21 protein-coding genes are annotated in these 24,657 nt (G+C 69.9%); 13 read left to right on the top strand and 8 right to left on the bottom strand.

Features of this window, described 5'->3' with window-relative positions:
- Positions 1–23 precede the first annotated feature (23 nt).
- The 4 genes from EV292_RS05195 (at position 24) to EV292_RS05180 (ending at position 6,761) form a co-directional block, all read left to right on the top strand.
- Entirely contained in the window at positions 24–2,834 is a 2,811-nt protein-coding gene (locus EV292_RS05195) for a TonB-dependent receptor (RefSeq protein ID WP_132908047.1), read from the top strand.
- A 23-nt stretch (positions 2,835–2,857) separates the two neighbouring features.
- A complete protein-coding gene (locus EV292_RS05190; RefSeq protein ID WP_132908046.1) occupies positions 2,858–3,751 on the top strand; it encodes a 2-hydroxy-3-oxopropionate reductase in 894 nt (297 codons plus the stop codon).
- The gene (locus EV292_RS05185) at positions 3,748–5,901 is read left to right on the top strand and encodes an alpha-amylase family protein (protein ID WP_132908045.1); all 2,154 of its coding nucleotides are present in this window, start codon (positions 3,748–3,750) and stop codon (positions 5,899–5,901) included. Before EV292_RS05190 ends, EV292_RS05185 begins: the two co-directional genes overlap by 4 nt.
- A gap of 65 nt (positions 5,902–5,966) precedes the next feature.
- Positions 5,967–6,761 (top strand): FCD domain-containing protein, encoded by a 795-nt coding sequence (locus EV292_RS05180; RefSeq protein ID WP_132908044.1) that lies wholly within the window; start codon positions 5,967–5,969, stop codon positions 6,759–6,761.
- 211 nt (positions 6,762–6,972) lie between these two features.
- Here EV292_RS05180 and EV292_RS05175 read toward each other — a convergent pair whose 3' ends face one another.
- Positions 6,973–8,568: an L-lactate permease gene (locus EV292_RS05175; protein ID WP_132908043.1), complete on the bottom strand. Its 1,596-nt coding sequence runs from the start codon at positions 8,566–8,568 to the stop codon at positions 6,973–6,975.
- A 322-nt stretch (positions 8,569–8,890) separates the two neighbouring features.
- On the opposite strand from EV292_RS05175, the gene EV292_RS05170 reads away from it, so the two are divergent.
- Genes EV292_RS05170 through otnI form a run of 3 tightly spaced genes read left to right on the top strand, consistent with a single transcriptional unit; the run spans position 8,891 to position 13,193 of the window.
- Positions 8,891–11,122, top strand: coding sequence for an alpha-amylase family protein (locus EV292_RS05170; RefSeq protein ID WP_132908042.1), 2,232 nt, complete (start codon positions 8,891–8,893; stop codon positions 11,120–11,122).
- Positions 11,119–12,408, top strand: coding sequence for a DUF4147 domain-containing protein (locus EV292_RS05165; RefSeq protein ID WP_132908041.1), 1,290 nt, complete (start codon positions 11,119–11,121; stop codon positions 12,406–12,408). The genes EV292_RS05170 and EV292_RS05165 overlap by 4 nt, the downstream gene beginning before the upstream one ends.
- Positions 12,405–13,193, top strand: a complete 789-nt coding sequence (gene otnI / locus EV292_RS05160) for a 2-oxo-tetronate isomerase (protein ID WP_132908040.1) — start codon at positions 12,405–12,407, stop codon at positions 13,191–13,193. The genes EV292_RS05165 and otnI overlap by 4 nt, the downstream gene beginning before the upstream one ends.
- A 37-nt stretch (positions 13,194–13,230) precedes the next feature.
- On the opposite strand, the gene EV292_RS05155 is transcribed toward otnI, so the two are convergent.
- The 4 genes from EV292_RS05155 to EV292_RS05140 form a co-directional block, all read right to left on the bottom strand.
- Entirely contained in the window at positions 13,231–14,028 is a 798-nt protein-coding gene (locus EV292_RS05155) for a magnesium transporter (RefSeq protein ID WP_165927015.1), read from the bottom strand.
- A gap of 47 nt (positions 14,029–14,075) precedes the next feature.
- Entirely contained in the window at positions 14,076–14,660 is a 585-nt protein-coding gene (locus EV292_RS05150; RefSeq protein ID WP_132908038.1) for a hypothetical protein, read from the bottom strand.
- Entirely contained in the window at positions 14,657–15,682 is a 1,026-nt protein-coding gene (gene fliM / locus EV292_RS05145) for a flagellar motor switch protein FliM (RefSeq protein WP_243693605.1), read from the bottom strand. Before fliM ends, EV292_RS05150 begins: the two co-directional genes overlap by 4 nt.
- Positions 15,683–15,993: 311 nt before the next feature.
- Positions 15,994–16,485 carry a flagellar basal body-associated FliL family protein gene (locus EV292_RS05140; RefSeq protein WP_243693604.1) on the bottom strand — a complete coding sequence of 164 codons (492 nt, stop codon included), beginning with the start codon at positions 16,483–16,485 and terminating at the stop codon, positions 15,994–15,996.
- Between the two features lie 190 nt (positions 16,486–16,675).
- On the opposite strand from EV292_RS05140, the gene EV292_RS05135 reads away from it, so the two are divergent.
- The 6 genes from EV292_RS05135 (at position 16,676) to EV292_RS05110 (ending at position 21,424) form a co-directional block, all read left to right on the top strand.
- Entirely contained in the window at positions 16,676–17,422 is a 747-nt protein-coding gene (locus EV292_RS05135; protein WP_132908035.1) for a flagellar hook-basal body complex protein, read from the top strand.
- A 31-nt stretch (positions 17,423–17,453) separates the two neighbouring features.
- Positions 17,454–18,239: a flagellar basal-body rod protein FlgG gene (gene flgG, locus EV292_RS05130; RefSeq protein WP_132908034.1), complete on the top strand. Its 786-nt coding sequence runs from the start codon at positions 17,454–17,456 to the stop codon at positions 18,237–18,239.
- Positions 18,236–18,730 carry a flagellar basal body P-ring formation chaperone FlgA gene (gene flgA, locus EV292_RS05125; RefSeq protein ID WP_132908033.1) on the top strand — a complete coding sequence of 165 codons (495 nt, stop codon included), beginning with the start codon at positions 18,236–18,238 and terminating at the stop codon, positions 18,728–18,730. Before flgG ends, flgA begins: the two co-directional genes overlap by 4 nt.
- A 15-nt stretch (positions 18,731–18,745) precedes the next feature.
- Positions 18,746–19,513, top strand: coding sequence for a flagellar basal body L-ring protein FlgH (gene flgH, locus EV292_RS05120; protein ID WP_243693603.1), 768 nt, complete (start codon positions 18,746–18,748; stop codon positions 19,511–19,513).
- Positions 19,514–19,829: 316 nt separating this feature from the next.
- Entirely contained in the window at positions 19,830–20,078 is a 249-nt protein-coding gene (locus EV292_RS05115; protein ID WP_132908032.1) for a hypothetical protein, read from the top strand.
- Between the two features lie 50 nt (positions 20,079–20,128).
- Entirely contained in the window at positions 20,129–21,424 is a 1,296-nt protein-coding gene (locus EV292_RS05110) for a L,D-transpeptidase family protein (protein ID WP_243693602.1), read from the top strand.
- Positions 21,425–21,609: 185 nt separating this feature from the next.
- On the opposite strand, the gene EV292_RS05105 is transcribed toward EV292_RS05110, so the two are convergent.
- From EV292_RS05105 to gltX, 3 genes are read right to left on the bottom strand one after another with little or no spacing between them, the layout of a single operon-like run.
- On the bottom strand, positions 21,610–21,807 hold the full coding sequence (locus EV292_RS05105) for a hypothetical protein (RefSeq protein WP_132908031.1): 198 nt from the start codon (positions 21,805–21,807) through the stop codon (positions 21,610–21,612).
- A gap of 4 nt (positions 21,808–21,811) precedes the next feature.
- Positions 21,812–23,095: a citrate synthase gene (locus EV292_RS05100; RefSeq protein WP_132908030.1), complete on the bottom strand. Its 1,284-nt coding sequence runs from the start codon at positions 23,093–23,095 to the stop codon at positions 21,812–21,814.
- A gap of 13 nt (positions 23,096–23,108) precedes the next feature.
- Positions 23,109–24,533 carry a glutamate--tRNA ligase gene (gene gltX, locus EV292_RS05095; RefSeq protein ID WP_207913338.1) on the bottom strand — a complete coding sequence of 475 codons (1,425 nt, stop codon included), beginning with the start codon at positions 24,531–24,533 and terminating at the stop codon, positions 23,109–23,111.
- Between the last annotated feature and the right edge of the window lie 124 nt (positions 24,534–24,657).

Below are 24,657 nucleotides of genomic sequence, written 5' to 3'. Positions count from 1 at the left end.
AAGATCGCCTGAGGGGAGGGGATATGAGCAGGATCCTGACAGCGCGGGCGCTCGCGCTCGGCGCATCGACCTTGGCCTTGGCGATGCCCGCCGCGGCGCTCGCGCAGGCGGTGGCGCCGCTCGACACCGCGGCCGCGCCGGGCGCGCCGCAGACCCCCGCCGCGCCGGTCACGACCGAGGCGACGCCGACCGACGCGACCACCCAGGCGTTCGACGATGTCGTCGTCACCGGCAGTCGCATCGCGCGCTCGACGTTCCAGACGCCGACCCCGATCACCACCATCACCGAGCAGCAGCTCGAGCAGAAAGCGGCGACCAATGTCGTGGATCTGCTGCGCGACATCCCCGCGCTGCGGCCCAACCGCAACAACGGCAGCGGGCGCAACCTCGGTCTCGCCACCTTCAACATGCGCGCGCTCGGCTCGACACGGACGCTCTTGTTGATCGACGGTCAGCGCGTGCTCGACAGCAGCCCGATCGCCAATGGCTTCGACATCAACATCCTTCCGGCGCCGCTGGTGGCGCGGCTCGACATCGTCACCGCGGGCGCCTCCTCGGTCTACGGTTCGGACGCGGTCACCGGCGTCGTCAACGTCATCCTCGCTGACAAGGTCGAGGGAGGAAAGATCGACGCGCAATACAATGTCTCGACCCACGGCGACCTCGGCCAGGTGTCGGCCAGCGCGATCTATGGCGGGCAGTTCGACGACGGACGCGGGCGGTTCATCGTCGCGGGCTCCTATTTCGACCAGCCCGACGTGATCTACCAGGGCGCGCGCGACTGGGGGCGCAACGGCGTCACCTTCATCCCCAACGCCGCGTACACGCCGACCAACGGCCAGTTCCGTCAGCTGATCGTCCCCAACGCGCGCTATTCGCAGATGACCGCGGGTGGCGTGATCACCACGCCAGGTCCGCTGCGCAACATCCAGTTCGGCCCCAATGGCACGCAGTCGCGCTTCCAGCAGGGCAGCAATGTCGGCACGGTCTGGATGGAGGGCGGCGAGGGTCTGATGCCGCAGCCCGATTTCGCGCCGCTCCAGGTGGCGTCGCGCCAGATCAGCGGGTTCGCGCGGCTGAGCTACGAGGTCTCGCCCAGCCTGTCGGCGCGGCTCGACGTGCTCGCCGCCAACACGCTGGCGCGCAGCACCGGCAATTACAACACCAACAACGGCGACATCACGGTGCGCCGCGACAATGCCTATCTCCCCGCCAACATCCGCGACGCGATGGTGGCGAATAACCTGACGACGATTCGCGTCGGCCGCTACAACCCCGAGCAGGGGCGGAACCTCAACTCGACCGAGAACAGCTATTATCGCGTCAGCGGCGGGCTGAGCGGTGCGCTGAGCGAGACGTGGAAGTGGCAGCTCGGCGGCAGCTACACCTACGCACGCTCGCTCATCCTCGGCCGCAACAATCGCGACCAGGCCAAATGGGCGCTCGCGCTCGATCCCGTGGTTGGCCCCGGCGGCCAGGTGGTATGCCGCTCGACGCTGACCAACCCCGGCAACGGCTGCGTCCCCGCCAACATCTTCGGGGTCGACGCGCTCACGCCAGAGGTGAACGCCTATGTGCTCGGCACCTCGCGCCAGGACTCGCGCTCACAGAGCGCGATCGCCAACGCCAACGTCTCGGGCGAGCTGTTCGACACCTGGGCCGGGCCGGTGAAGGTCGCGGTCGGCGCGGAATATCGTCGCGACTCGGTCGACAATCGCTCCGACCCGGTGTCCGACGTCAACGGCTGGCGGCAGGGGACGTTCGGCTCCTATTACGGTAAGCTCGAGGTCAAGGAAGGCTATGGCGAGGTGTCGATCCCGCTCGCGCGCGAGACCGGATTCGCGCGCAGCCTCGACCTCGATCTCGCAGGGCGCTTCGTCGACTACAGCACCGTGGGCTCGACGGGCGTGTGGAAGGTCGGGCTCAACTACGCCATCAACGACAGCATCCGGCTGCGCAGCACCTATTCGCGCGATTTCCGAGCTCCGCGGATCAACGACCTGTTCGCGCAGGCGAATATTCGCATCGGCACGGTGACGGACTATCTCACCAACCGCACGGCCAACGTCAATTTCCTGATCGGCGGCAACCCCAATCTCGGGCCGGAGACGGCCTATACCTTCACCGGCGGCATCGTGCTCCAGCCCGCGTTCATCCCGCGGCTCCAGCTCTCCGCCGACTTCTATGACATCGACCTGCGCGACGCGATCATCACCCCGGGCCAGCAGGAAGTGGTGGACCGCTGCGGCCGCGGCGACCCCGTGTTCTGCGCCGGGGTGATCCGCGACGAGAGCAACGCGATCACGCAGGTGAACGCCAATTCGTTCAACGCGCAGACGCTCAAGACCCGCGGCGTCGATTTCGAGGCGAGCTACAATTTCCCGCTGTTCGCCGGCCGCTTCACCGCGCGCGCGCTGGCGACCTACGTCGATCGGCTGATCTCCTCGACCGCGACCGGGCAGGTCGACACCGCGGGGCAGCTCCAGGGCGGGTTCGCGACACCCAAATGGCGCGGCTCGACCACCTTCCTGTATGATCAGGGGCCGCTCAACCTGCGCGTGCTGCTCAACTATATCGGGCCGGGCACGTTCGACAATTCGTTCGGCCCGCTCGACCTCAACCGCAACCATTACCCGGCCTATCTCTACACCGATCTCTCGGTGCAATATGACGTCACCGACCGGTTGCAGCTCTACGCCAAGGTCGAGAACCTCACCGACACCGACCCGCCGCTGCTGGCGGAATCGAGCATCACGGTCGCGCTGGCGACGCTGTCGCAATATCACGACCTGCGCGGGCGCGTGGTCGGCGTCGGCGCGCGGCTGCGCTTCTGACCGTGCCTTCTGGGAGAGAGACTATGCGCATCGGATTCCTCGGTACCGGGATCATGGGCCGGCCGATGGCGGGCCATCTGCAGGCCGCCGGGCACGAGCTGCTGCTGGCGCCGCATCGCTCACCGGCGCCCGAGGAGCTGGTGGCGGGGGGCGCCACGCTCCACGCCAGCGCGCGGGAGCTGGCGGCGGCGGCGGACGTCGTCATCCTGATGCTGCCCGACACCCCCGACGTCGAGCGCGCGCTGTTCGGCGAGGAGGGGGTCGTCGCCGGCCTGCGCGCCGGGACGCTGGTGATCGACATGAGCTCGATCGATCCGATCGCGACGCGCGATTTCGCCGCGCGCGTCGCCGCGGTCGGCTGCGACTATGTCGATGCACCCGTGTCGGGCGGCGAAGTGGGCGCCAAGGCGGCGACCCTGACGATCATGTGCGGCGGCAGCGACACGGCCTTCGCGCGCGCGGAGCCGCTGTTCCGCGCCATGGGCAAGAACGTCACGCTGGTCGGCGCGGTCGGCGCGGGTCAGGTCGCCAAGGTGGCCAATCAGATCATCGTCGCGCTCAACATCGCGGCGGTGGGCGAGGCGCTGGTGTTCGCGTCCAAGGCGGGGGTCGATCCCGACAAGGTGCGCGCGGCGCTGCTCGGAGGGTTCGCCGGGTCGCGCGTGCTCGAGGTCCATGGCCAGCGCATGATCGACCGCAGCTTCGCGCCGGGCTTCCGCATCGCGCTGCACCAGAAGGATCTCAACCTTGCGCTCGGCAGCGCGCGGTCGCTCGGGCTGGCCTTGCCCGGCACCGCGGGCGCGCAGCAGCTGTTCAGCGCCTGCGTCGCGCGCGGCGGCGCCGACTGGGATCATTCGGCGCTGGTGCGCGCGCTCGAGGCGCTCGCCGACCATGACATCGCGCGGACGGACGCGTGAGCGCGCTCGCCGACCGCTGGTCGCGCCGCGGGGTGATGCAGGCGCTGTCCCTCGCCGGCCTCGGCGTCGCCGGTGGCGCGACGGCGCAGCCCGGCACGACACGCACCGCCGGCTTCGATCCGAAGCGCTGGTGGCTCGGCGACTATCGCATCGTCCAGACCAATCTGCGCGAGATCGACGCGCGCGAGGACCCGCGCGCGATCGCGCGGGCGGTGCGCGCGTTCGGCGGCAACACGATCGTGTCGAACATCGGCGGCATCGTCGCCTTCTACCCGACGGCGCTGCCCTATCAGCGGCGCAACCCCTATCTGCGCGGTGATTTTGTCCGCGGCATGATCGACGCCGCGCAGGCGGAGGGGCTCGCCTATATCGGCCGCTTCGACCTCTCCAAGGCGATGAAGCCGGTGTATGACGCGCATCCGGACTGGTTCATGCGCAATCGCGACGGGACACCGCGGACCTTCGCCGGCACCTACCAGGCCTGCCCCAACGGTGCATGGGCCAAGGAGTACGGGCTCAAGCTGCTGAGCGAGGGGCTCACGCGCTACAAGCCCGACGGCATCTTCTTCAACATGACGGGCTATCCGCGCACCGACTATGCGAATGTCGATCACGGCATCTGCGTGTGCGACAATTGCGCGGCGGCCTTCCGCGCGATGTACCATCGCGATCTGCCCGCGCGCGAGGGCTTCGGCGATCCCGCCTGGCCCGATTATCTCGACTTCCAGGCGCGCACCTCCGAGGAACTGCGCCAGCGCATCTCCGCGCATATCGCGACGCTCGCGCCCGGCGTGCCGATCGCGCAGCACGACAGCATCGAGCAGGTCGGTCGCGGCGAGGTTCAGCGCCGCGTCGATCGCGCCGCCCCCGAATGGGCGCACCAGTCGGGCGAGCAATGCCGCGGCGCGCTCGCGCGCAATCCCGGCAAGCCCTGGTCGTCGACCTCGACCGCGCACGTCGATTATCCCTGGCGTCAGGTGACCGAGAGCGCGGCCTATCACGCGAATCGCTTCGCGCAGGCGATGGGGGTGGGGGCCAAGCTCGACCTCTATCTGATGGGCACGATCGCGGATCAGGACGACCCGACGTACCTGCCCACGGTGTCGCGGCTGTTCCACTGGCGCGCCGCCAACGCCGCGCATTATGCGGGAATGGCGGAGGACTCGCGTGTCGGCCTGTATCAGTCGGGCGCGACCGCGCGGCGCGGCGGGATGACTCCTCATGCGGCACGCCAGACCGCCGAGTTCCGCGGCCTCTACAGCGCGCTCGTCGATTCCCGCGTGCCGTTCCGGCTCGTCAGCGACGCGCGCGTGGCTGACGGCAGCGACGATCTCGCCGGCTATGACGTGATCCTCTGCCCCAACGTCATGCTGCTGTCCGACGCCGAGGCACGCGCGCTCGACGCCTTTGTCACGCGCGGCGGCACGTTGATCGCGACGGGGCTGCTCGGTGCCTATGACGAGCGCGGCCGGTCGCGCGCGACGGTGCCGCTGACGGCCTTTCCCCTGACGCGCTACGCCGCCCCCCGTCCCGCGGAAGGATGGACGCTCGACCCCGCGCGCGGCGCGATCGCGGTGGCGGGCCGCGTCCCGCTCGACGGCGATTACGTCGGCGGAGACGGGCGCGCGGGGGCCGAGGCGCTGATGCGCTTCGCCCCCGATCAACGTTATGGCCCGCCGGAGTTCAGCTATGCGGTGCCCGGCGACGCGCCGCGCCGCGATCCCGGTATCGCGGTGCGGCGGCACGGGCGCGGCGAGGCGATCCACGTGCCGTGGTGGCTCGGCTGGCATTATCATCGCGACGGGCTGGCGGCGCATCGCGAGATCGTCGCCGCGCTGGTGGCGCGCGGCCAGCCGGCGCCGCGCTACCGCCTCGAGGGCGCCGGTCCGGTCGAATTGATGACGATGGCGCGCGCCGACGGCACGGCGCTCGTCACGGTGGTGAATTATGCCGGGCAGCGTGACACACGCTACGTCGATCCACCCGCGGTCCACGACCTCCGGCTCGGCGTACGGGGCGCACCGCGCGGCGCTCGCGCGTTGGTCGCTGGGCAGGCGATCGCGGGGACGCGCCGCGCGGGCGACGCCGACCATCTCTGGTTCGCCTTGCCGCCGGTGCCCGCGTTCGAGGCGGTCTTGCTCGGCGCCTGAGCGATCGTCCTTCCGGCGGGCGCGTCGCGGCGCTATATTCCTGACATGGTTCCAGGCGCCTCCCGATGAACGCACCCTCGCTCCGCCCCGCCAAGCTGGCCGACGCGATCGCCGAGCATGTCCAGCAGATGATCCTCGAGGGCGCGTTGCGACCGGGCGAGCGGTTGCTGTCCGAGCGCGAACTGTCAGCCAAGCTCGATGTCTCGCGCCCTTCTCTGCGCGAGGCGCTCGACAAGCTGATCGCGGCGGGCTTCCTCACCACCAACGCGCAGGGTGTCGCGCATGTGAGCGACCAGATCGGCAAGAGCCTGCGCGACCCGCTGCTCCAGCTGATGGATACGCCCGAGGCGCGGATCGACTGCCTCGAGCTGCGCGCCGAGATGGAGGCCGCCGCGGCTGCCTTCGCCGCCGAGCGCGCCTCGTCGGTCGACCGCGACGCGATCACGCGCTGTTTCGAGGCGATGGTGGCCGCGCACGGGGCGCAGGACGTCGACGAGATCGCGCGGACCGACGCTGAATTCCACTTCGCCATCTATGAGGCGAGCCACAATCTCATGATGCTGCACTTCATGCGCAGCATCGAGGGCATCCTGCGCTCGAACGTCTACCTCAACCGCAAGAATCTCTACGAACATCGTCAGGAGAAGGACTCGCAGCTACGCGAGCATCAGGCGATCTACGACGCGATCATGGCGGGCGAGGTCGAGGCGGCGCGTGCCGCGGCGCGGCTGCACATGACGACCGCGATGCGCACCCAGCGCGAGATCCAGGAGGCCGAGCGCCGCCTCGAGGCGAGCATCCGCCGGCTCGCCCGCGGCGACATCGTCGCGCCGCGCCGGCGCAAAGCGGTGGACGCCTGACGCCGACGATATAGCGGACGGGACGGTGAGGGCGATCGTGCTCGCGTTGGCCCATGATCGGGCGCGCGGTGCTTGCCCGCCAGCCATCGCGGATCGAACCGGTATCAGTGCAGATGCGGCGGCCCAGTATGGGGCGGCGTCACGGATGCCGGCGCCCTTCACCGTCGTGCCATGAGGCTGGCGACGCGGAGAACCAGCGGCGGCGTTCCTCTCAGCCCGGGATCATCCACGGCAGCAGATGCTGCTGCACCATCACGATCACGCCGAGCAGCAGCGTCAGCGCCACACTGTGCTTGAAGGTGCGCGCGAGGATCGTGCCCTCATGACCGCGGCAGTCGGTGGTGCTGGTTCCCGTGGCGATATTCTGCGGCGAGATCATCTTGCCCAGCACCCCGCCTGACGCGTTGGTCGCTGCCATGAGCGTGGGATTGAGGTCGAGCTGGCGCGCCGCCACCACCTGCAGGTTGCCGAACAGCGCGTTCCCCGACGTGTCGCTGCCCGACAGGAACACCGCGAGCCAACCGAGGAAGGCCGACAGCAGCGGGAAAAGCGGCCCGACCGAGGCGACCCCCACCCCGAGCGTATAGGCCATGCCCGAATAGTTCATCAGATAGGCCAGCCCGACGATCGTCATCGTCGTCGCGAGCGGCAGGCGGATCTGCCGCAGCGTCTGCCGGCCCGCGGTCACGAGCTGTGCCGAGGTCAGCCGCACCAGCAGCGCGGTGACGATCGTGGCGACCAGGATCGCGGTGCCCGTGGCGAGCGGCTGGAACGACCAGACCGCGGCATAGGCCTTGCCGTAGGTCGTGATGAAGATCGCCTCGTGCAGGCCCGGCCAGTCGAGCTTGAACTCGCCGAGCGCGCTGACCTTCAGATGCACCCACAGGATCACGGTGATCGACAGCACGATCCACGGCAGCCAGCCTTTGAGCCCGGCGCCCGTCGCGACCGGCATGTCGTCGGCCGGGCGCAGCGCGAAGGCGGGATCGGGCGCGACGCGCCACAGCTTCACGAACACCAGCGTGGAGATCAGCGACGCCAGCGACGACAGCACGTCGGTGAGTGCATAGCCGAGGAAATTGGATGACAGGAATTGCATCGCCGCGAACGATCCGCCGGCGACCAGCAGCACCGGCCAGACGCCGCGCACCGCGCGGAGCCCGCCATAGACCGCGATGACGTAGAAGGGCAGCAGCAGCGCGATCAGCGGCAGTTGCCGGCCGACCATCGCGCCGAGCGCGACGTCGTTGAGCTGGGTCACCGCCCCCAGCGTGATGATCGGCGACCCCAGCGCGCCGAAGGCGACGGGCGCGGTGTTGAACATCAGCGTGAAGACGATCGCCTCCACCGCGGGGAAGCCGAGCGTCACCAGCAACGCGCTGGTGATCGCGATCGGCGTGCCGAAGCCGGCGACTCCCTCCAGCAGGCAGCCGAAGGAGAAGCCGATGACGATCAGCGCGACGCGGCGGTCGTTGGGCAGATGGCGCACCATCCAGGCGCTGAACGCGGCGAAGCTGCCCGACGCGACCGCGACATTGTACAGCAGCAGCGCGTTGAGCACGATCCACATGACCGGCCAGGCGGCGAAGGTCGCACCCGCCGCGACGCTGTTGAGCGCGAGCCCGGCGGGCAGCTGCCAGACGAGCACCGCGAGCGCGAACGCCACCGCCAACCCGGCGAGCGAGGCCTGCCACGCCGGGCGCCGCAACACGCCGAGCAGCACCAGCACCGTCGCGATCGGCAGCGCGGCGACGAGGAACGAGGGGAGCAGCCCGCCGGCAACGGGAGTCACCAGTTGATGGAACACGTCCTTCTCCCCTCGCTGTCATCGCACCTGTCGGTGTCGCCGGCGTGGATAGGACAGCGAGGCGAGGGGATCAATTGGATAGTTGAACTAGCCAAACTTAGTTACGCGGCGGATGGCCTCCAAGCCTCTCGCTCGAGAGGAGTCACTCACGAGGTCGCCCGCCGAGGCGCGCTCCACCATAGCGAGATCGGCTAAGATGGGCACGGCCGCGTCACTGGCATCCTAAGCAACCGGATCGTCGCTGACCCGCGCGCTCGCACCTTCTTCACCCTTGCGTGCCATGGTAAGAAAGATTAGCCATCATCGAAACGGGGAGAGGATGATGCACGACAGCGAAGCGCGCGGCATGACGATCGATCGTCGCGCGGTGATCGGCGGCGCCGCCGCGCTCGGGATCGCCGGCGCGACCGAGGCGTCCGGGGCGGTCGCGACCCCGTCGGGCGCCACCGGCTGGGAATGGGAGCCGATGCGTTGGGTGCAGATCTGCGCCACGGAGGATGACCCCGGTCGCTACGACAAGGCCTTCTGGCTCGATTTCCTGCGACGCACGCGCACGCAGGGCGTGTGCCTCAGCGCGGGCGGGGTCACCGCTTTCTACCCCACCGAGATCGCGCACCATTATCGCAGCCCCTTCCTGGGCGAGAGCGACATGTTCGGCGAGCTCGTCCGCGACGTCAAGGCGATGGACATCCGCGTGCTCGCGCGCGTCGATCCGCATGCGATGCGCGCCGACGTGCTCGCGGCGCAGCCCGGCTGGGTCGCGCGCGATGCGCAGGGCCAGCCCAAACGCCATCCGGCCGATCCCGAATTGTTCCTCACCTGCCCAAACGGGGCGGTCACGTTCGAGTGGATGCCGCAGGTGCTGCGCGAGATCGTGTCGCGCTATCCGGTGGACGGCGTCTTCGGCAATCGCTGGGCGGGCAGCGCGGGCATCTGCCATTGCGACGTCTGTACCACCAAGTTCCGCGCCGCCAGTGGTCGTGCCATCCCCGCCTCGCTCAAGGACGTCTCCGATCCCGCGGTACGCGCCTATCTCATCTGGGACGACGAGGTCCGCTACGCCCAGCTCGATGCCTGGAACAAGACGGTCACCGCCGCCAACCCACGTGCCTTCTTCACCCCCGGCACCTGGGGTCGGCTCGACCCGCGTCGGCTGCGGCGCACCGCGCGCGCGTTGTTCGCGGACCGCCAGGCGCGCAGCGGCAACGCACCCGCCTGGCTCAACGGTCGCAGCGCCAAGGAGACCGCCTGTCTGATGCCGGATCGTCCGGTCAGCGGCATCTTCGCGGTCGGCGAGACCGCGACGCCCTATCGCTTCATGGACTCGGTGCAGGCACCCACCGAGATCCGCGCCTATCTCCACGACGGGCTGGCCCATGGCTTCCGCCCCTGGATGACCAAGTTCAAGGCCGAGGTGTTCGACAAGCGATGGGTGCCGGCGGTGACCGAATCCTATGCCTGGCACGCGCGGCACGAGACCTACTTCCGCAACACCGACAATCTGGCGCGCGTCGCGATGCTCCACTCGGCGCAGACCGCGACTTATTATGTCGCCGAGCCGGTCGGTGGGGGCGCGGGCGGGCCTCAGGACGCGCAGTCGCTGCGCGGCGGATCGGACGATGCGGTCAACGGCTTCTACCAGGCCTTGGTCGAGGCGCGCGTCCCCTTCGCCTTCGTCGACGAGCGGCTGCTCGAACCCGCTGCGATCGACCGCTATCAGGCGATCGTCCTGCCCAACATCGCCGCCTTGTCCGACGCGCAATGTGCCGCGCTGCGCCGTTACGTCGAGCGGGGCGGCGCGCTGGTGGCGACGCACGAGACCTCGCTCTACGACGAATGGGGCAAACGCCGCGCCAATTTCGGGCTGGCCGACCTGTTCGGCTGTGACTTCGCAGGCCGTGTCGACCAGCGTGTTCCCAACAATTACCTGAGCGTCCGCGGGCCGCACCCGCTCACCGCCGGGTTGGACGATACGCCGCGGATCATGGGCGGGACCAAGCTGGTCCATGTGCGCCCGCGCGGACCGGTACCGCGCGCTGCCTTCACCGCCGTCCCCAGCTACCCCGATCTGCCGATGGAGAAGGTCTATACCGCGACGCGACAGACCGACACGCCGATGGTCTATGCGCGCCGGGTCGGGAAGGGGCGCGTGGTATATTTCCCGTTCGATCTCGACCGCACCTTCTGGGAGAATTCGACGGGCGATCATCTCACGTTGCTCGCCAATGCGGTGCGCTGGGCGACCGACGAGGAGCCGCCGATGACCGTCACCGGCCCCGGCCTGCTCGATCTGGCCTATTGGCGTCAGCGGCGCTCGCTCGCGGCGCATCTGGTCAACCTCACCAACCCCATGGCGATGCGCGGCTATATGCGTGAGGTCCTGCCTGCAGGGCCGTATCAGGTGTCGCTGCTGCTGCCGCCCGGCGCTACCCCGGCGCGCGTGCGCTTGCTCGAGGCCGAGCGCGACGCCAGCTTCCGGCGCGAGCGCGGGCGACTGATCGTCGACGTGCCGCAGGTCGCGCTCCATGAGGTGGTCGCGGTGGATCTCGCATGACCGTCCAGCCGCTCTCGCCGATCGCCGCCTGGGACGATGCCGCGGCGCGCCGCGCGCTGCGACGGTTGTTCGAGGCCGCGGTGGCGAGCGCCGACCCGGCGGTGGTGCTGCCGCCGCATCTGCCCGAGGCGCCGCGCGGGCGTTGCATCGTGGTCGGCGCGGGCAAGGCGGCGGCGTCGATGGCGGCGGCGGTGGACGCGGCATGGCGCGACGTCGATCTTTCCGGCGTGGTGGTGGTGCCTTACGGTTATGCCGCGCCCGCCGGACGCATCGCGGTGCGCGAGGCCGCGCATCCGGTACCCGATGCGGCGAGCGAGGCGGCGGCGCGCGCGGTGCTCGCCGCGGTCGACGGACTAAAGGCCGACGACCTCGTCCTGGTGCTGATCTCGGGCGGCGGCTCATCGGTGCTCGCGCTGCCCGCGCCGGGGATCACGCTCGCGGACAAGCAGGAGGTCAGCCGGCTGCTGCTCTCCTCCGGGCTCGACATCAAGACCATGAACATGGTGCGCCGCCGTCTGTCCGCGATCAAGGGCGGCAAGCTGCTCGCCGCGGCGCAGCCCGCGCGCGTCGTGACGATCGCGATCAGCGATATCCCGGGCGACGACGTCGCCTCGATCGCGTCCGGCCCCTCGCTGCCCGACACGACGACGCAGGTGGACCTCTCCCCCGTGGTCGCGCTGCTGGGTGACCGGCTGCCTCCCGCGGTCGCGGCGCGGCTCGGCTGCGTCCTGCCCGCCCCGGAGCCGGTCGGCGCGACGGAGATGCGGCTGGCGAGTACCCCGGCGGCGATGCTGGCCGCCGCGGCGACCGCGGCGCGCGCGCTGGGACTCGAGCCGATCGTGCTCGGCGATGATCTGGAGGGGGAGAGCGTCGCGCTCGGGCGCGAGATGGCGGCACGCGCGCGCCGCCCGGTGGGCGTGCCGACGGTGCTGCTGTCGGGCGGCGAGACGGTGGTGACGCTCGCCGGCGCGGCCGCGGGCCGTGGCGGGCGCAACACCGAATTCGCGCTGGCGCTGGCCTGCGCGCTCGACGGCGATCCGCGCGTCTGGGCCTTGTCGGCGGACACCGACGGCGAGGATGGCGGTAGCCGCGCGGCCGGTGCGCTGATCGCTCCCGACACCGTCGCGCGCGCCGCCGCGGTCGGCGAGGATGCGCGCGCGCGATTGGCCGGCCATGATAGTGCGACATTGTTCGACCGGCTGGGGGACCTGATCGTCACCGGTCCGACGCGAACGAACGTCAATGATTTCAGGGCAGTGCTGGTGCTGCCGGGAGAAAGACCATGATCCGGCTGGCCGCCAACCTTTCGATGCTGTTCACCGACCGACCCTTCCTCGATCGCTTCGCGGCCGCCGCGGCGGCGGGATTCGACGCGGTCGAGTTCGTCTCGCCTTACGACGAGGCCGCGGCGGACGTGGCGGAGGCGGCGCGGCGGCATGGATTGGCCGTCGCGCTGTTCAACCTTCCCGCGGGGAATTGGGCCGCGGGGGAGCGCGGCTTCGCTGCGGATCCCGCGCGTACCGATGAGTTCGAGCGCGGCGTCGAACAGGCGCTCGCTTATGCGCGCGCCACCGGGTGCACGACCTTGCATGCGATGGCGGGGAAGATCCCGCCTGAGGCGGATCGCGCCGCCTGGACGCGCGCGTTGGTCAGCAACGTCCGCCACGCCGCCGACCGCGCCGCAGCGGAGAAGATCACGCTGGTGCTCGAACCGATCAACACCCGCGTCGACGTTCCCGGCTATTTCTACGATCGCTCGGCCTCCGTGATCGAGGTGATCGAAGCGGTCGAGCGCGACAACGTCAAGCTCCTGTTCGACGTCTACCATCTCCAGATCATGGAGGGCGACGTCGCACGCTCGATCGAGCGGCTGCTACCGCAGATCGGCCATATCCAGATCGCGGGCAATCCCGGCCGCCACGAGCCGCGCGACGGCGAGATCAATTATGGCTGGCTGCTCCCCTATATCGACTCGCTCGGTTACGCCGGCTGGATCGGCTGCGAATATGCCCCCGCCGCCGGGACCGAGGCCGGGCTGGGCTGGGCATCGTCCTATCTGTCGCCGGCCTGACCGGGCGCGCCGACCGGCCGCCCGGCCGAGCGGCCGCTCAGGCGGGCGGCCGCGGCGAGGCCGCTGTGACCGGCCCATCCTGTCGTGACGCGAAGCCACCGGCCGCATCGCCTGAGGCCGGCGCCGGCCGCGTGACTCGCGGGGCGGCGACCTGCGGCCGAAGCGTCACGGTGGTGGGACGCGGGTCGGTCGGCGGCGTCGCGGGATGGGTGGGGCGGGGGCGGGGCGCCGGTGCGGCCGCGACCGGTGCGATCCCGGCCGCCGTGGCGACGCGCTGCTGCGCCAGCGGCAGATCGGGCGGCGCGCGCCCCGCCAGCGCGGTGCTGAGCCGCATCGCCGCGGCGGGCGACATGGCGCCCATCATCATCGCCAGCGATCGCCCGCGCATCCGCCGCGCGACCTGCGCCTGAAGATCGATGTCGAGTGCGGCGAACACCGGCGCGGCGCGATTGGGTTTCATCGCCTGATAGACATGCGCGAGATCGTCGACCGGGGTCGCGCTCGCATCACTGCCCGCGTTGCCGGCGCTGGCCCCGCCGGACCGACGCGCGTTCAACTGTGCCTGAACGCGCTGTTCGAGCGCGAGCGCGCTCTGCTCGCGCAGCTCCGCCGCCTGGGTCCGGCGCGCGAGCGCCTGATCGCGCTCGCTGATGCTCTGCGCGATCTGATTGCCGAAGCGATTGTCGGTCGCCGCTTCCCCGCCGGAGACGCCGGCGAGCGCGTGGGCGATCGTCGACGCCGCCGCGGCGCCCGCGGTCAGCGTCAGCAGCGAGGGACGCAGCAGCCGCGACCGCCAGCCGCGCCCGCCCGGCTTCAGTTCTGCGATAGGCGCCACGCTCCCCGGCTTCGATCCGGCATCCATCGTCATACCGCCGCGATCCTTCACGATCCTGTCCCCTCGACGAGCGCCACATCCGTCGCCGCACCGTTGGCCGCGCTCGCGGCAGGCGGCTCGCCGCCGGACGTGTCGTGCGCCGCTGCCTCGTCGTTGTCCTTCAGACGGGCGGTCGCGCGCTTCGGTGGCGCGTCACCCTCGGCCCCGCTCTCGGCCGGTGCAGGCGACGGCTGCCGGTCAGGCGCCGTCGCTCCGTTCAACGGCACCGCCGCGTCGGCGGGGTGTCGTGCGGCCTTGCCGGTGTCGGCCGCGGCGAGGATGCGGTCGGCGACTCCATTGCCGATGTCGATCATCAGCGACAGCTCGTCGCGCAGCGCGTGTAGCTGGTCGCGGACCGCGCGACCGTCACGCACCGCCGCGTCGAGTGTCGGCCCGTCGGTCGCCAGCACCGTTCCCAAGGCAGACAATGCCTGCTGCGACGCGGCGGTCGCCGCTTCCAGCGTCTGCACCACGTCGACCAGTCCCGACTGCCGCAGGGTGCGCACCGCGCGCGAGAGTCGCACGGTCTGCACCAGCACGCCCGCGCACAGCAGCGAGGTGACGATGTTGGTCACCAGGAAGGCGTCGATCATCGTGCCACCTCGCGGACCGCGGTGGAGAGCTGCACCGCGGCGAGCGCGCTGTGCGTACCGATCCGCCCGGCGGCGAGCGGGACGCCGCCGCATTCGAGCACCACGTCGCTGTCGGGGGCGCGATCGAGGCTGATCGTCCGTCCCGCGGCCAGCGCGAGATACTCGTCGACGCGCATCTCCTTCTCGCCCAGCACCGCCTCCACCTGCACCTCGGTGCGGAGCAGCTGGTCGGCCATATGCGCCTCCCACATCGTGTCGCGGCCGAGCTTCTCGCCGACGAAGCGCTGGAGCAGCTTCTCGCGGACCGGCTCGAGCGTGGCGAAGGGCAGCACCAGGTTGAAGCGACCGCCGCGCCCTTCCATGTCGATACGGAAGCTGGCCACCGCGGTGAGGTTGGTGGGCGCCGCGATCGCGGCGAAGCGCGGCGTCACCTCGACGCGCTCGAGCTGGAAGTCGACCGGTTCGATCGCGGCGAAGGAATAAGCGAAATCGTCGAGCGTCTGCTGGATCATCCGGCCGACCAGATGGGTCTCGATCGCGGTGAAGGCGCGGCCGTCGATGCGCAACTGCTGCGTCACGCGGCGCCCGCCGAGCAGCGAGTCGACCACCGCATAGACGAGCGACGAATCCACGGTCATCAGACCGTAATTGCCCCATTGCTTCGCGCGAAAGACGCCGATCATCGCGGGCAGCGGCAGATGGTTCATGAAGTCGGCGAACCGACTGGTGCGCACCTGCTCGGTATGCACGTCGAGCGAGTCCGAGGTGAGGTTGCGCATGCTCGTGCCGAAGGTACGCACCATGCGCTCGCACACGATCTCGAGCATCGGCAGGCGTTCGTGATGCGCGACATCCGCTTCGATCAGCGCGCGCAGGCCCGTGCGCCTGGCGGGACGCGGAGCGCTCTCGATCCCGAATAAGGCGTCGATGCTCGCCTGGTCGAACGTTTCGTTCGCGAGATCGTCCCCGTCGCGGGTCACCGCGTCGGCTGCCCCGCCCGCGTCGCTGACCGGCTCCGTCACGAGCGCTGATGGCGCGCTCGCGGCGTCCGCGGGCGGCGCCGGAGGCGCGGCGGGTGTCGTCGGCGCCTGCGCGTCTGCGGCCGGCGAGGTCTTGTCGGCGCTGGCTGCAGGATCCCGTGTCGGCGGGAGCGGCGCGGAACGCGCGGGCGGCGTCGCCGCGGGCCGTTGGCCTGGTGCCGGTCGCGCGGTCGGGGGAGACGCCGCCCCCGCACTCGCGCCTTGGCCAGCGCCTCGCTCACGCGGGGCGGTAGCGGCGTTCTCGGGACGGAGCGGGGCGGGGCTGCCGGCCGGCCGGGGTTCCTTGCCGCCGCTCATTGTTCGATCAGGTCCTGCACCAGCACCTCGTTGACGCGGTCACGCCCCAGCACGTCGCGCAACCGGACGAGGATCTCTTCCTTGACGCGGAACACCGCGGCCGAGCCGTTCAGATCCTCGGGCCGCAGCTCGCGCAGGAAGGATTGCAGCGTGTCCAGGATCAACGGCATGGACGCGTTGATGCGCGCCACCTGACCGCTGTTGGCGGCGACGATGACGAAGTGCAGCTTCAGGAAATGCTGTCGCCCGTCCGCGCTGCGTAGCGTCACCACCATCGGCGGGACGTCGACGTAGCGCGCCGCGTTGATCTCCCCCTCGCCCACCGCGGCGGCGTCGCTGCCGAACGGCCAGGCATCGGCCATCCAGAGCACGCCGGTGAGCAGCAGCAGGAGCCCGAGCACCACCCCGGTCGCGACCAGTGCGGTGCGTCGGCTCTCGGTCGCCGGCGGTGACACCGGCGCGCGGCGACCGCGATCGAATTTCAACACGTCGGCTCGTTCTGCCACGTCATACCTCATGCTTGTCGCCGAATTTCGGGCAGCGCCCCACCACCCGGCCCGGTTGGTCCTATTATAGGGGCGAGGATCGGGCAGTTGCCGGCGCACGACAGATTTCGGTGCGTGCCGGTCCAGCGACCCGGCAGCCCGCAGCGTAACGACAGGCGAGCGAGAGACAGGAATGGGTACCGACGTTTCGACCTACGTGCTGCTCAGCCACCAGGCCGCATTGCGACGACAATTGGATGTCACCGCCAACAACATGGCGAATAGTTCGACGGTCGGGTACAAGCGCGAGCAGGCCTTGTTCCGCGAGCAGGTGGAGCGCGTGCAGCGCGCCCAGATCGAGGATGCCAAGCGGCTATCCTTCGTGCTCGATTTCGGTGCGGTCCACGATGCCCGCCCGGGTGCCTTCCAGCCCACCGGCAACCCGCTCGACGTGATGATCGAAGGACCGGGTTATCTGTCGGTCGAGGATGCCGCGGGCGCGACTGCTTACACCCGGGCCGGCTTCGTCACGCTGCTGCCGAACGGCGAGCTGGGCACGCCCTCGGGCGCGCCGCTGCTCGACGAGAACGGGCGCCACATCGCGGTGCCGTCCGAGGAGCAGGCGAGCCTGCACATCGCGGAGGACGGCACCGTCTCGACCACCTCGGGCGCGATCGCGCGCCTCGCGGTGACCCAGTTCGACGAGTTGCGCGTGTCCGAACGCGGCGATGGATTGCTCAACGGCGCCGGCGGCCGGCAGCTCGGCGCCGCCGAGACGCGGCTGCACAGCGGCGGTGTCGAGGGATCGAATGTTCAGCCGATCGTCGAGACCACCAACATGATCGAGGTGCTGCGCGCCTATCAGCGCACCAGCGAGGCCGCCGCGGGCGTGGATGCGCTGCGCAAGATGGCGATCGCGCGCCTCGCCAAACCCGACTGACCCTTTCTCCTTCCACGACAGGAACAACGATATGCGCTCTCTGTCCATCGGCGCGAGCGGGATGCTCGCCCAGCAGACCAACGTCGACGTCATCGCCAACAATATCGCGAACATGAACACCACGGCGTTCAAGCGGCAACGCCCCGAGTTCGAGGACCTGCTCTACGAGCAGGTGAGCCGCCCCGGCGCCGTCACCAGCGCCGACGGCACGCGCGTCCCCGCCGGGATCCAGCTGGGCAGCGGTGTGCGCACCGCGGGCGTCTATCGCGTGCTGGAGCAGGGGCCGCTGAGCGAGTCCAAGAACAAGCTCGACGTCGCCATCGAGGGCCAGGGTTATTTCCGCATCGCGCTGCCTAACGGCGAGATCGCTTATACGCGTGCGGGTACGTTCAAACTGTCCGACCAGGGCGAGGTGGTGACCACCGACGGCTATCGCGTTCAACCCGACATGGCGATCCCGAACGGCGCGACCGAGATCGCGATCAGCCCGACCGGGCTCGTTCAGGTCAAGATGGCGGAGCAGACGCAATTGCAGGACGTCGGCCAGCTCGATCTCGCGACCTTCGTCAACGAGACGGGGCTGGAGGCGATCGGCGCGAACCTGTTCAAGGAGACCGAGGCCTCGGGGCAGCCCACCGTCTCCAATCCGGGGCAGACCGGGTTCGGCCTGCTCAAACAGGGCTATCTCGAATCGTCGAACGTCAACCCGGTCGCCGAGATCACCGCGCTGATCACCGCGCAGCGCGCCTATGAGATGAACAGCCGGATCGTGAAGACCGCCGACGAGATGCTCGCCACCACGACCCAGCTCCGGTGACGCGCCGACGTGAGGCGGCAAACGCGCTGCTCGTCGGCGCGCTGCTGGTCATCGGCTCGGCGGGCGGCGCCGCGCCGACCGGGCGGGAGCCGGTTTCCCGGCTGGAGCGTCCCGTCGAGGTGACGGTGCTCGCGCGACCGGTGGTCGCGGGGGCGATCGTCGCGGCCGAGGACCTGCGCGACTGGACCGCGGGGGACCAACCGCCGATGCGCGGTGCCTTGTCGGCGCCCAACATCGTCGGCCGTGCCGCGGCGCGCCGGCTCCCCGCCGGGGCGGTCGTGCGCGAGGGCGATCTGCGCGCGCCGCAGGTGATCCGGCGCGGCGAGCCGGTGACGATCGTGCTGCGTGACGGCGCCTTGACGATCAGCACGTCGGGGCAGGCGCTCAACGCGGGCGGGCTCGGTGAGACCGTCCGCGTGCTGAGCGACTCGACGCGTCGCACGCTCTCGGGGCGGGTCGAGGCACCGGGGCGGGTGCTGGTCTCGAGTTAGGATGAGGAACGTTTGATGAGACTGTTACCCCGTCGCAGCATGCTGCTGATCGCGACGACGCTGCCGCTGCTGGCTGGCTGCGGCGCGGTCGGGCGGCTCAAGGCGGTGGGCAAGCCGCCGCGGATCGAGCCCGCCGAGACGCCGGTGGCGCCGACGGTGACCCCGTCGCTCGGCGATCAGGCGCGCGCCGGGCGCGACCCCGCCGCGATCGCCGAGCCGGGGGCGAGCGCCTCGCTGTTCCGCACCGGCGCGGGCGCCTTCTTCCACGGCCAGCGCGCCGCGCAGGTGGGGGACATCCTCACCGTGCGCATCAGCATCGCCGACAGCGCCTCCCTCGACAACAAGTCGAGTCGCGCGCGCAGCGGCAGCGAGAGCGTCGGCCTGCCGAACCTGCTCGGGCTGGAGAATACGATCAGGAAGGTGCTGCCGTCGGGGGCCGATCCGGCGACGCTGGTCAACACCAAGAATGCGTCGGGCAGCACGGGTTCGGGCAATACGTCGCGCAGCGAGCAGATCAACACGGTGGTGGCGGCCACGGTGGTCGGGGTCTTGCCCAACGGCAATCTGATGATCCGCGGGCATCAGGAAGTGCGCGTCAATTTCGAGCTGCGCCAGCTGCTCGTCACCGGGATCGTGCGGCCGCAGGATATCGCGCGCGACAACAGCATCCTCAGCAGCCAGATCGCCGACGCGCGCATCAGCTATGGCGGCCGCGGGCAGCTCACCGACGTCCAGCAGCCGCGCTGGGGACAGCAAGTGTTCGACGCGGTCTTCCCGTTCTGATCCTTCCGCGGCGGGTCGGCGGGCGACGGGGTGCCGCGGTCGGCCAGCCCCCCTTGGCCTGAACGATCCCGATCCGCTGCGGGCCAGCCCGCGGCGGTGGGGATGAACGCGCGCGCGTGAGGCGCGACACGGCCGCCGTCGTCTCCCTACCAGCGCCCGTCCCACGGCGGGACATGCCCAGATCGCCGCTCCGACCCGCCTGTCGCTCCTCCCGTCGCTTGGTTAATGACCGCGTGACGGTGCCGTGGCGTGCTGGCATGACAAGCGCATGCCAGCATCGCGTCAGGCGGTGCCGGCTGGGTAAAGGGAGAAAATGATGCGTGTTCGTTCGGTCTTGATCGCGGGGTGCGGCATGGCGATGCTCACCGCCTGCGCGAAGAAGGACGTGACCCCGCTACCGCCGCCCCCGCCGCCCGGAGCGGTCGCGGGCAGCAGCGCGGCGGATCGCGACGGCGACGGCATCGTCGACGGCTATTACACGTCCGACGGCATCTACCATCCTTACGCACCGCCGGCGCCGCCCCCGCCGCCGCCCGCGCCGACCCGTCGCGGAGAACGCGGCTGATCACCGGCGCGCGGGGGGCGCGGCCGGGCCGCGCCGCCCGCCGCTGGCTGTTGTGCATCGCGCTGCTGCTCGCGGTACCGGCAGCGCCCGTACACGCCCAGGGCACGACGCGCGCGGCCTCGGGCGATACCGCGGAGCGCGCGGTCGCCGCGGCGCTGCGCGACCGTGTCGGGGGGTGGATGGGGCGCGTCTATGCGGCGCGCGGCTATCGTCCGCTCTGGGCTGAGGATGGTCGCCTCGGCCCCGCGGCCGACGCCTTGATCGCGGCGCTCGACGATTCGGCACTCGATGGATTGAGCTCGCATTACGGTGCGGACGCGCTGCGTGACGAGGTCGCCGCGGCGCGACGTGCCGGCGATCCGGCGATCACCGCCAAGGCGGAGATCGCGCTTTCCAAGGCCTTCACCCGCTACGTTCGCGACCAGCGCCGGCCGCGCGACGTCGGGATGATCTGGGCCGATCGTTCGCTGAAGCCGAAGCGTCCCAAGCCGGAAGCGGTGCTGCGCGCGGCGACCTTTCCACGCTCGTTCGCGCGCTACGTCACGGGCATGGAGTGGATGAGCCCGCATTATGTCCGCCTCCGCGCGCTGATGGCGCGCGCGCGCCGCGGCGATCTCGCGCCCGACCAGCAGCGTCGCCTGCGGCGCAACCTGGAGCGCGCGCGACTGCTGCCGGGGCCGTGGACGCGGCATATCGTCGTCGACGCGTCGTCGGGCCGGCTCTGGTATTATGAGGCGGGCGAGCAGGCCGGGACGATGAAGGTGGTGGTGGGCGCGCGCGAGACGCAGACCCCGTTGCTCGCCGGTGTGGTGCAATGGGCGATCGTCAACCCGTATTGGAATGTCCCGACCTATCTGGCGCGCAAGAGCGTGGCGCCCAAGGTGCTGGCAGGCCGGTCGCTCGCCTCGCTGCGCATGGAAGCGCTGAGCGACTGGAGCGCGCAAGCCCGGCCCTTGCCCGCGAAGTCGATTGACTGGCACGCGGTGGCGTCGGGCGCGCAGGAGATCCGACTGCGCGAACTGCCGGGACGTGGCAACTCGATGGGGCGGGTCAAATTCCTGTTCCCCAACGAGGAGGGCATCTATCTCCACGACACGCCCGACCGCGCGCTCCTCGCCAAGGAAGATCGCCATCTCAGCAACGGCTGTATCCGGCTGGAAAATGCCCCGGCGCTGGCGCGCTGGCTGACCGGTAAGCCACTGCCGAGCGCGACACGCACGCCCGAGCAGGCGGTGGCGCTTCAGGTGCCGGTGCCGGTCTATCTCACCTATCTCACCGCGACCGAGAGCAAGGCGCGCGTGGCGTTTCGCGACGACATCTACGGCCGCGACGCCGCCGGGGGCTGAGCCCCCTCACTTGGGCGTCGCTCAGCCCCGGTGCGCGAGGAAGGCGGGCAAAGCGGCGGCGCGGAGCGACAGCGCCGCCAGCGCGGGCGCGCGTTGCTGTGCGACGATATCGGGCACGGTGGCTGGCCTGCCGCTCTTGGCTCCCGCGTGCGTGGGGGCACGGGCGGCTTCAGAAGGATCAGCCGCTAACGCAGCCGCCTGCCCAGCAGGACCAGCAGCAGCCCGCCGATCGCGAGCGCGCTGCCATAATCGGCCCAAACCCGCTGATCGAGCATGAAGCTCGACCGCGGCCAGTGGATATAGCCGAGCCCCTGACCGATCCAGAGCACGCCCATCAGCGCCATCGCGGCGCCGAGCACGATCAGGATCGGTCGGACGCGCATCGGCTCAGCGCTGCGCCAGGGGCACGTAGCTGCGCTGCGTCGGTCCGGTGTAGAGCTGACGCGGGCGGCCGATCTTCTGATCGGGATCGGTGATCATCTCGTTCCACTGCGCCACCCAGCCGACGGTGCGGGCCAGCGCGAACAGCACGGTGAACATGCTGGTCGGGAAGCCGATCGCCGAGAGGATCACGCCAGAGTAGAAGTCGACGTTGGGGAACAGCTTCTTCTCGACGAAATAATCGTCGCTGAGCGCCAGCTCCTCGAGCCGCAGCGCGGTCTCGAACAGCGGGTCCTGCACGTTGAGCGCCGCGAACACCTCGCGCACCGTCTTCTGCATCACCGTCGCGCGCGGGTCGTAGTTCTTGTAGACGCGGTGGCCGAAGCCCATCAGGCGGAACGGATCGTTCTTGTCCTTGGCGCGCGCGATGAACTCGGGGATGCGCTCGGGCGTGCCGATCTCGTGCAGCATGTTGAGCGCCGCCTCGTTGGCGCCGCCGTGCGCCGGGCCCCACAGGCAGGCGATGCCCGCGGCGATGCAGGCGAACGGGTTGGCGCCCGACGAGCCGGCGAGCCGCACCGTCGAGGTCGAGGCATTCTGCTCGTGATCGGCGTGGAGGATGAAGATCCGATCCATCGCGCGCTCGACCGCCGGGTTCACCTCATAGGGCTCCGCCGGCACGCCGAACGTCATGCGCAGGAAGTTGCCCGTGTAGCTCAGCGAGTTGTCGGGGTAGAGGAAGGGCTGGCCGACGCTGTACTTATAGGCCATCGCCGCGATCGTCGGCATCTTGGCGATCAGCCGGTGCGACGCGATCATGCGCTGCTGCGGATCGTGGATGTCGGTCGAGTCGTGGTAGAAAGCGCTCAACGCGCCGACCACGCCGCACATGATCGCCATCGGATGCGCGTCACGACGGAAGCCGCGGAAGAATTGCGCGAGCTGCTCGTGGACCATGGTGTGGCGCGTGATCGTGCGAGAGAAATTCCCCAGCTCGTCGCCATTCGGCAGCTCGCCGTTGAGCAGGAGGTAGCACACCTCCATGAAGCTCGACTGCTCCGCCAGCTCGCCGATCGGATAGCCGCGGTGGAGCAGCACGCCCTCGTCGCCGTCGATATAGGTCAGCTTGGACTGGCACGACGCGGTCGAGGTGAAGCCCGGGTCATAGGTGAAGGCGCCGGTCTGCGCGTAGAGCTTGCGGATGTCGACCACGTCGGGGCCGACCGATCCCGACAACACCGGATACTCGAGTTCCTTGCCCGACAAGGCGAACTGGGCGGATTCGGTCATGGATTGTCTCCTGTCAGGCTTTGTGGTCCGCGATCCGAGCGAGGCTCTCGTCGCGTCCTAGAAGGACGAGTACGTCGAAGATCCCGGGCGAGGTCCTGCGTCCGGTAAGCGCGGCGCGAAGCGGCTGGGCGACCTGGCCGAGCTTGACGTCCGCTTCCTCGGCCACCTGGCGCACCGCGGCTTCGGTGGTCTCCGTATCCCAGTTGTGCACTGCGTCAAGCGCGACGTGCAGCCGCGCCAGCAGCGCGGGCGCATCGCCTGCCAGCAGCGCCGCCGCGTCGGGGTCGATCGCGAGCGGACGGGTTGCGAAGAGAAACGCGGTACCCTCGGCCAGCTCGTTGAGATTGGCCGCACGCGGCTTCAGCGCGGGCATGGCGGCGGCGAGCGTGGCACGCCGCGTATCGTCGGGATCGAAGCCGAGCCTCGCGGCGACCAGGTCGGCGAGCCGCGAGTCGTCGCTGGCGCGGATATAATGGCCATTGAGATGCTCGAGCTTCTTCAGATCGAACCGGCTCGGCGACTTGCCCACCGCGTCGAGGTCGAACCAGCGGATCGCATCGGCGCGCGCGATGATCTCGTCATCGCCGTGCCCCCAACCGAGTCGCAGCAGGTAATTGTCGAGCGCCTCGGGCAGGATGCCCATCTCGTCGCGATAGGCCTCGATGCCGACGGCGCCGTGGCGCTTGGAGAGCTTGGCGCCGTCGCTGCCGTGGATCAGCGGGATGTGCGCATAGACCGGGTCCGGCCAGCCGCCCTCGATCGCGTCCATCGCGCGATAGATCGGCAGCTGGCGGAAGGCGTTGTTGAGATGGTCGTCGCCGCGGATCACGTGCGTGACGCCCATGTCATGGTCGTCGACCACCACCGCCAGCATATAGGTCGGCGTGCCGTCGGAGCGGAGCAGGACGAGATCGTCGAGTTCGGCGTTCTGGACGGTCACCTCGCCCTGGACGCGGTCGTGGATCGTCGTCTCGCCCTCGGTCGGCGCGCGCAGCCGGACGACATAGGATCGGTCGGCGGGCCAGTCGCTGCGGTCGCGCCACGGCGAGCGGATGCGCAGCGGCTGCTTCGCCGCCTGCGCCGCGGCGCGCATCGCGTCGAGCTCCTCGCCGGTGAGATAGCAGCGATAGGCGTGCCCCGCCGCGATCATCCGGTGTGCCACGTCGGCGTGACGGTCGGCGCGGGCGAACTGATAGACTTCGTCGCCGTCCCAATCGAGCCCGAGCCAGCGCATGCCGTCGAGGATCGCGTCGATCGCGGGCTGGGTCGAGCGCGCGCGATCGGTATCCTCGATCCGCAACCGGAACGTGCCGCCGTGGTGGCGCGCATAGAGAAGATTGAACAGCGCGGTCCGCGCGCCGCCCAGGTGGAGGAACCCCGTTGGTGATGGGGCGAACCGCGTGACGACCGCGCCCTTGTTGATCTCGTTGGCGCTCAAGCGCGCTTGCTCCCAGGTTGGATGGTCGAATGGCTCGATCGGCCGCGTTCGCCCCTAGCAAAGCCTCCGCGCTGCATCAAATTCCACGCCGGGCCGGCAACGCTTTGGAACGCTGGCTGGAAGC

It is taken from the genome of Sphingomonas sp. BK235 (genome assembly GCF_004345855.1).
In the GTDB taxonomy this organism is placed as follows: Bacteria; Pseudomonadota; Alphaproteobacteria; order Sphingomonadales; family Sphingomonadaceae; genus Sphingomonas.
The sequence above is the reverse complement of the archived record's forward strand: the minus strand, read 5'-3'. Positions and strand labels throughout refer to the sequence as shown.

Coding starts and splice junctions, on each gene's coding strand:
- EV292_RS05195 (WP_132908047.1), top strand. CDS start 24: ATGAGCAGGATCCTGACAGCGCGGGCGCTCGCGCTCGGCGCATCGACC.
- EV292_RS05190 (WP_132908046.1), top strand. CDS start 2,858: ATGCGCATCGGATTCCTCGGTACCGGGATCATGGGCCGGCCGATGGCG.
- EV292_RS05180 (WP_132908044.1), top strand. CDS start 5,967: ATGAACGCACCCTCGCTCCGCCCCGCCAAGCTGGCCGACGCGATCGCC.
- EV292_RS05170 (WP_132908042.1), top strand. CDS start 8,891: ATGCACGACAGCGAAGCGCGCGGCATGACGATCGATCGTCGCGCGGTG.
- EV292_RS05165 (WP_132908041.1), top strand. CDS start 11,119: ATGACCGTCCAGCCGCTCTCGCCGATCGCCGCCTGGGACGATGCCGCG.
- otnI (WP_132908040.1), top strand. CDS start 12,405: ATGATCCGGCTGGCCGCCAACCTTTCGATGCTGTTCACCGACCGACCC.
- EV292_RS05150 (WP_132908038.1), bottom strand. CDS start 14,660: ATGATCGACGCCTTCCTGGTGACCAACATCGTCACCTCGCTGCTGTGC.
- EV292_RS05135 (WP_132908035.1), top strand. CDS start 16,676: ATGGGTACCGACGTTTCGACCTACGTGCTGCTCAGCCACCAGGCCGCA.
- flgG (WP_132908034.1), top strand. CDS start 17,454: ATGCGCTCTCTGTCCATCGGCGCGAGCGGGATGCTCGCCCAGCAGACC.
- flgH (WP_243693603.1), top strand. CDS start 18,746: ATGAGACTGTTACCCCGTCGCAGCATGCTGCTGATCGCGACGACGCTG.
- EV292_RS05115 (WP_132908032.1), top strand. CDS start 19,830: ATGCGTGTTCGTTCGGTCTTGATCGCGGGGTGCGGCATGGCGATGCTC.
- EV292_RS05105 (WP_132908031.1), bottom strand. CDS start 21,807: ATGCGCGTCCGACCGATCCTGATCGTGCTCGGCGCCGCGATGGCGCTG.
- EV292_RS05100 (WP_132908030.1), bottom strand. CDS start 23,095: ATGACCGAATCCGCCCAGTTCGCCTTGTCGGGCAAGGAACTCGAGTAT.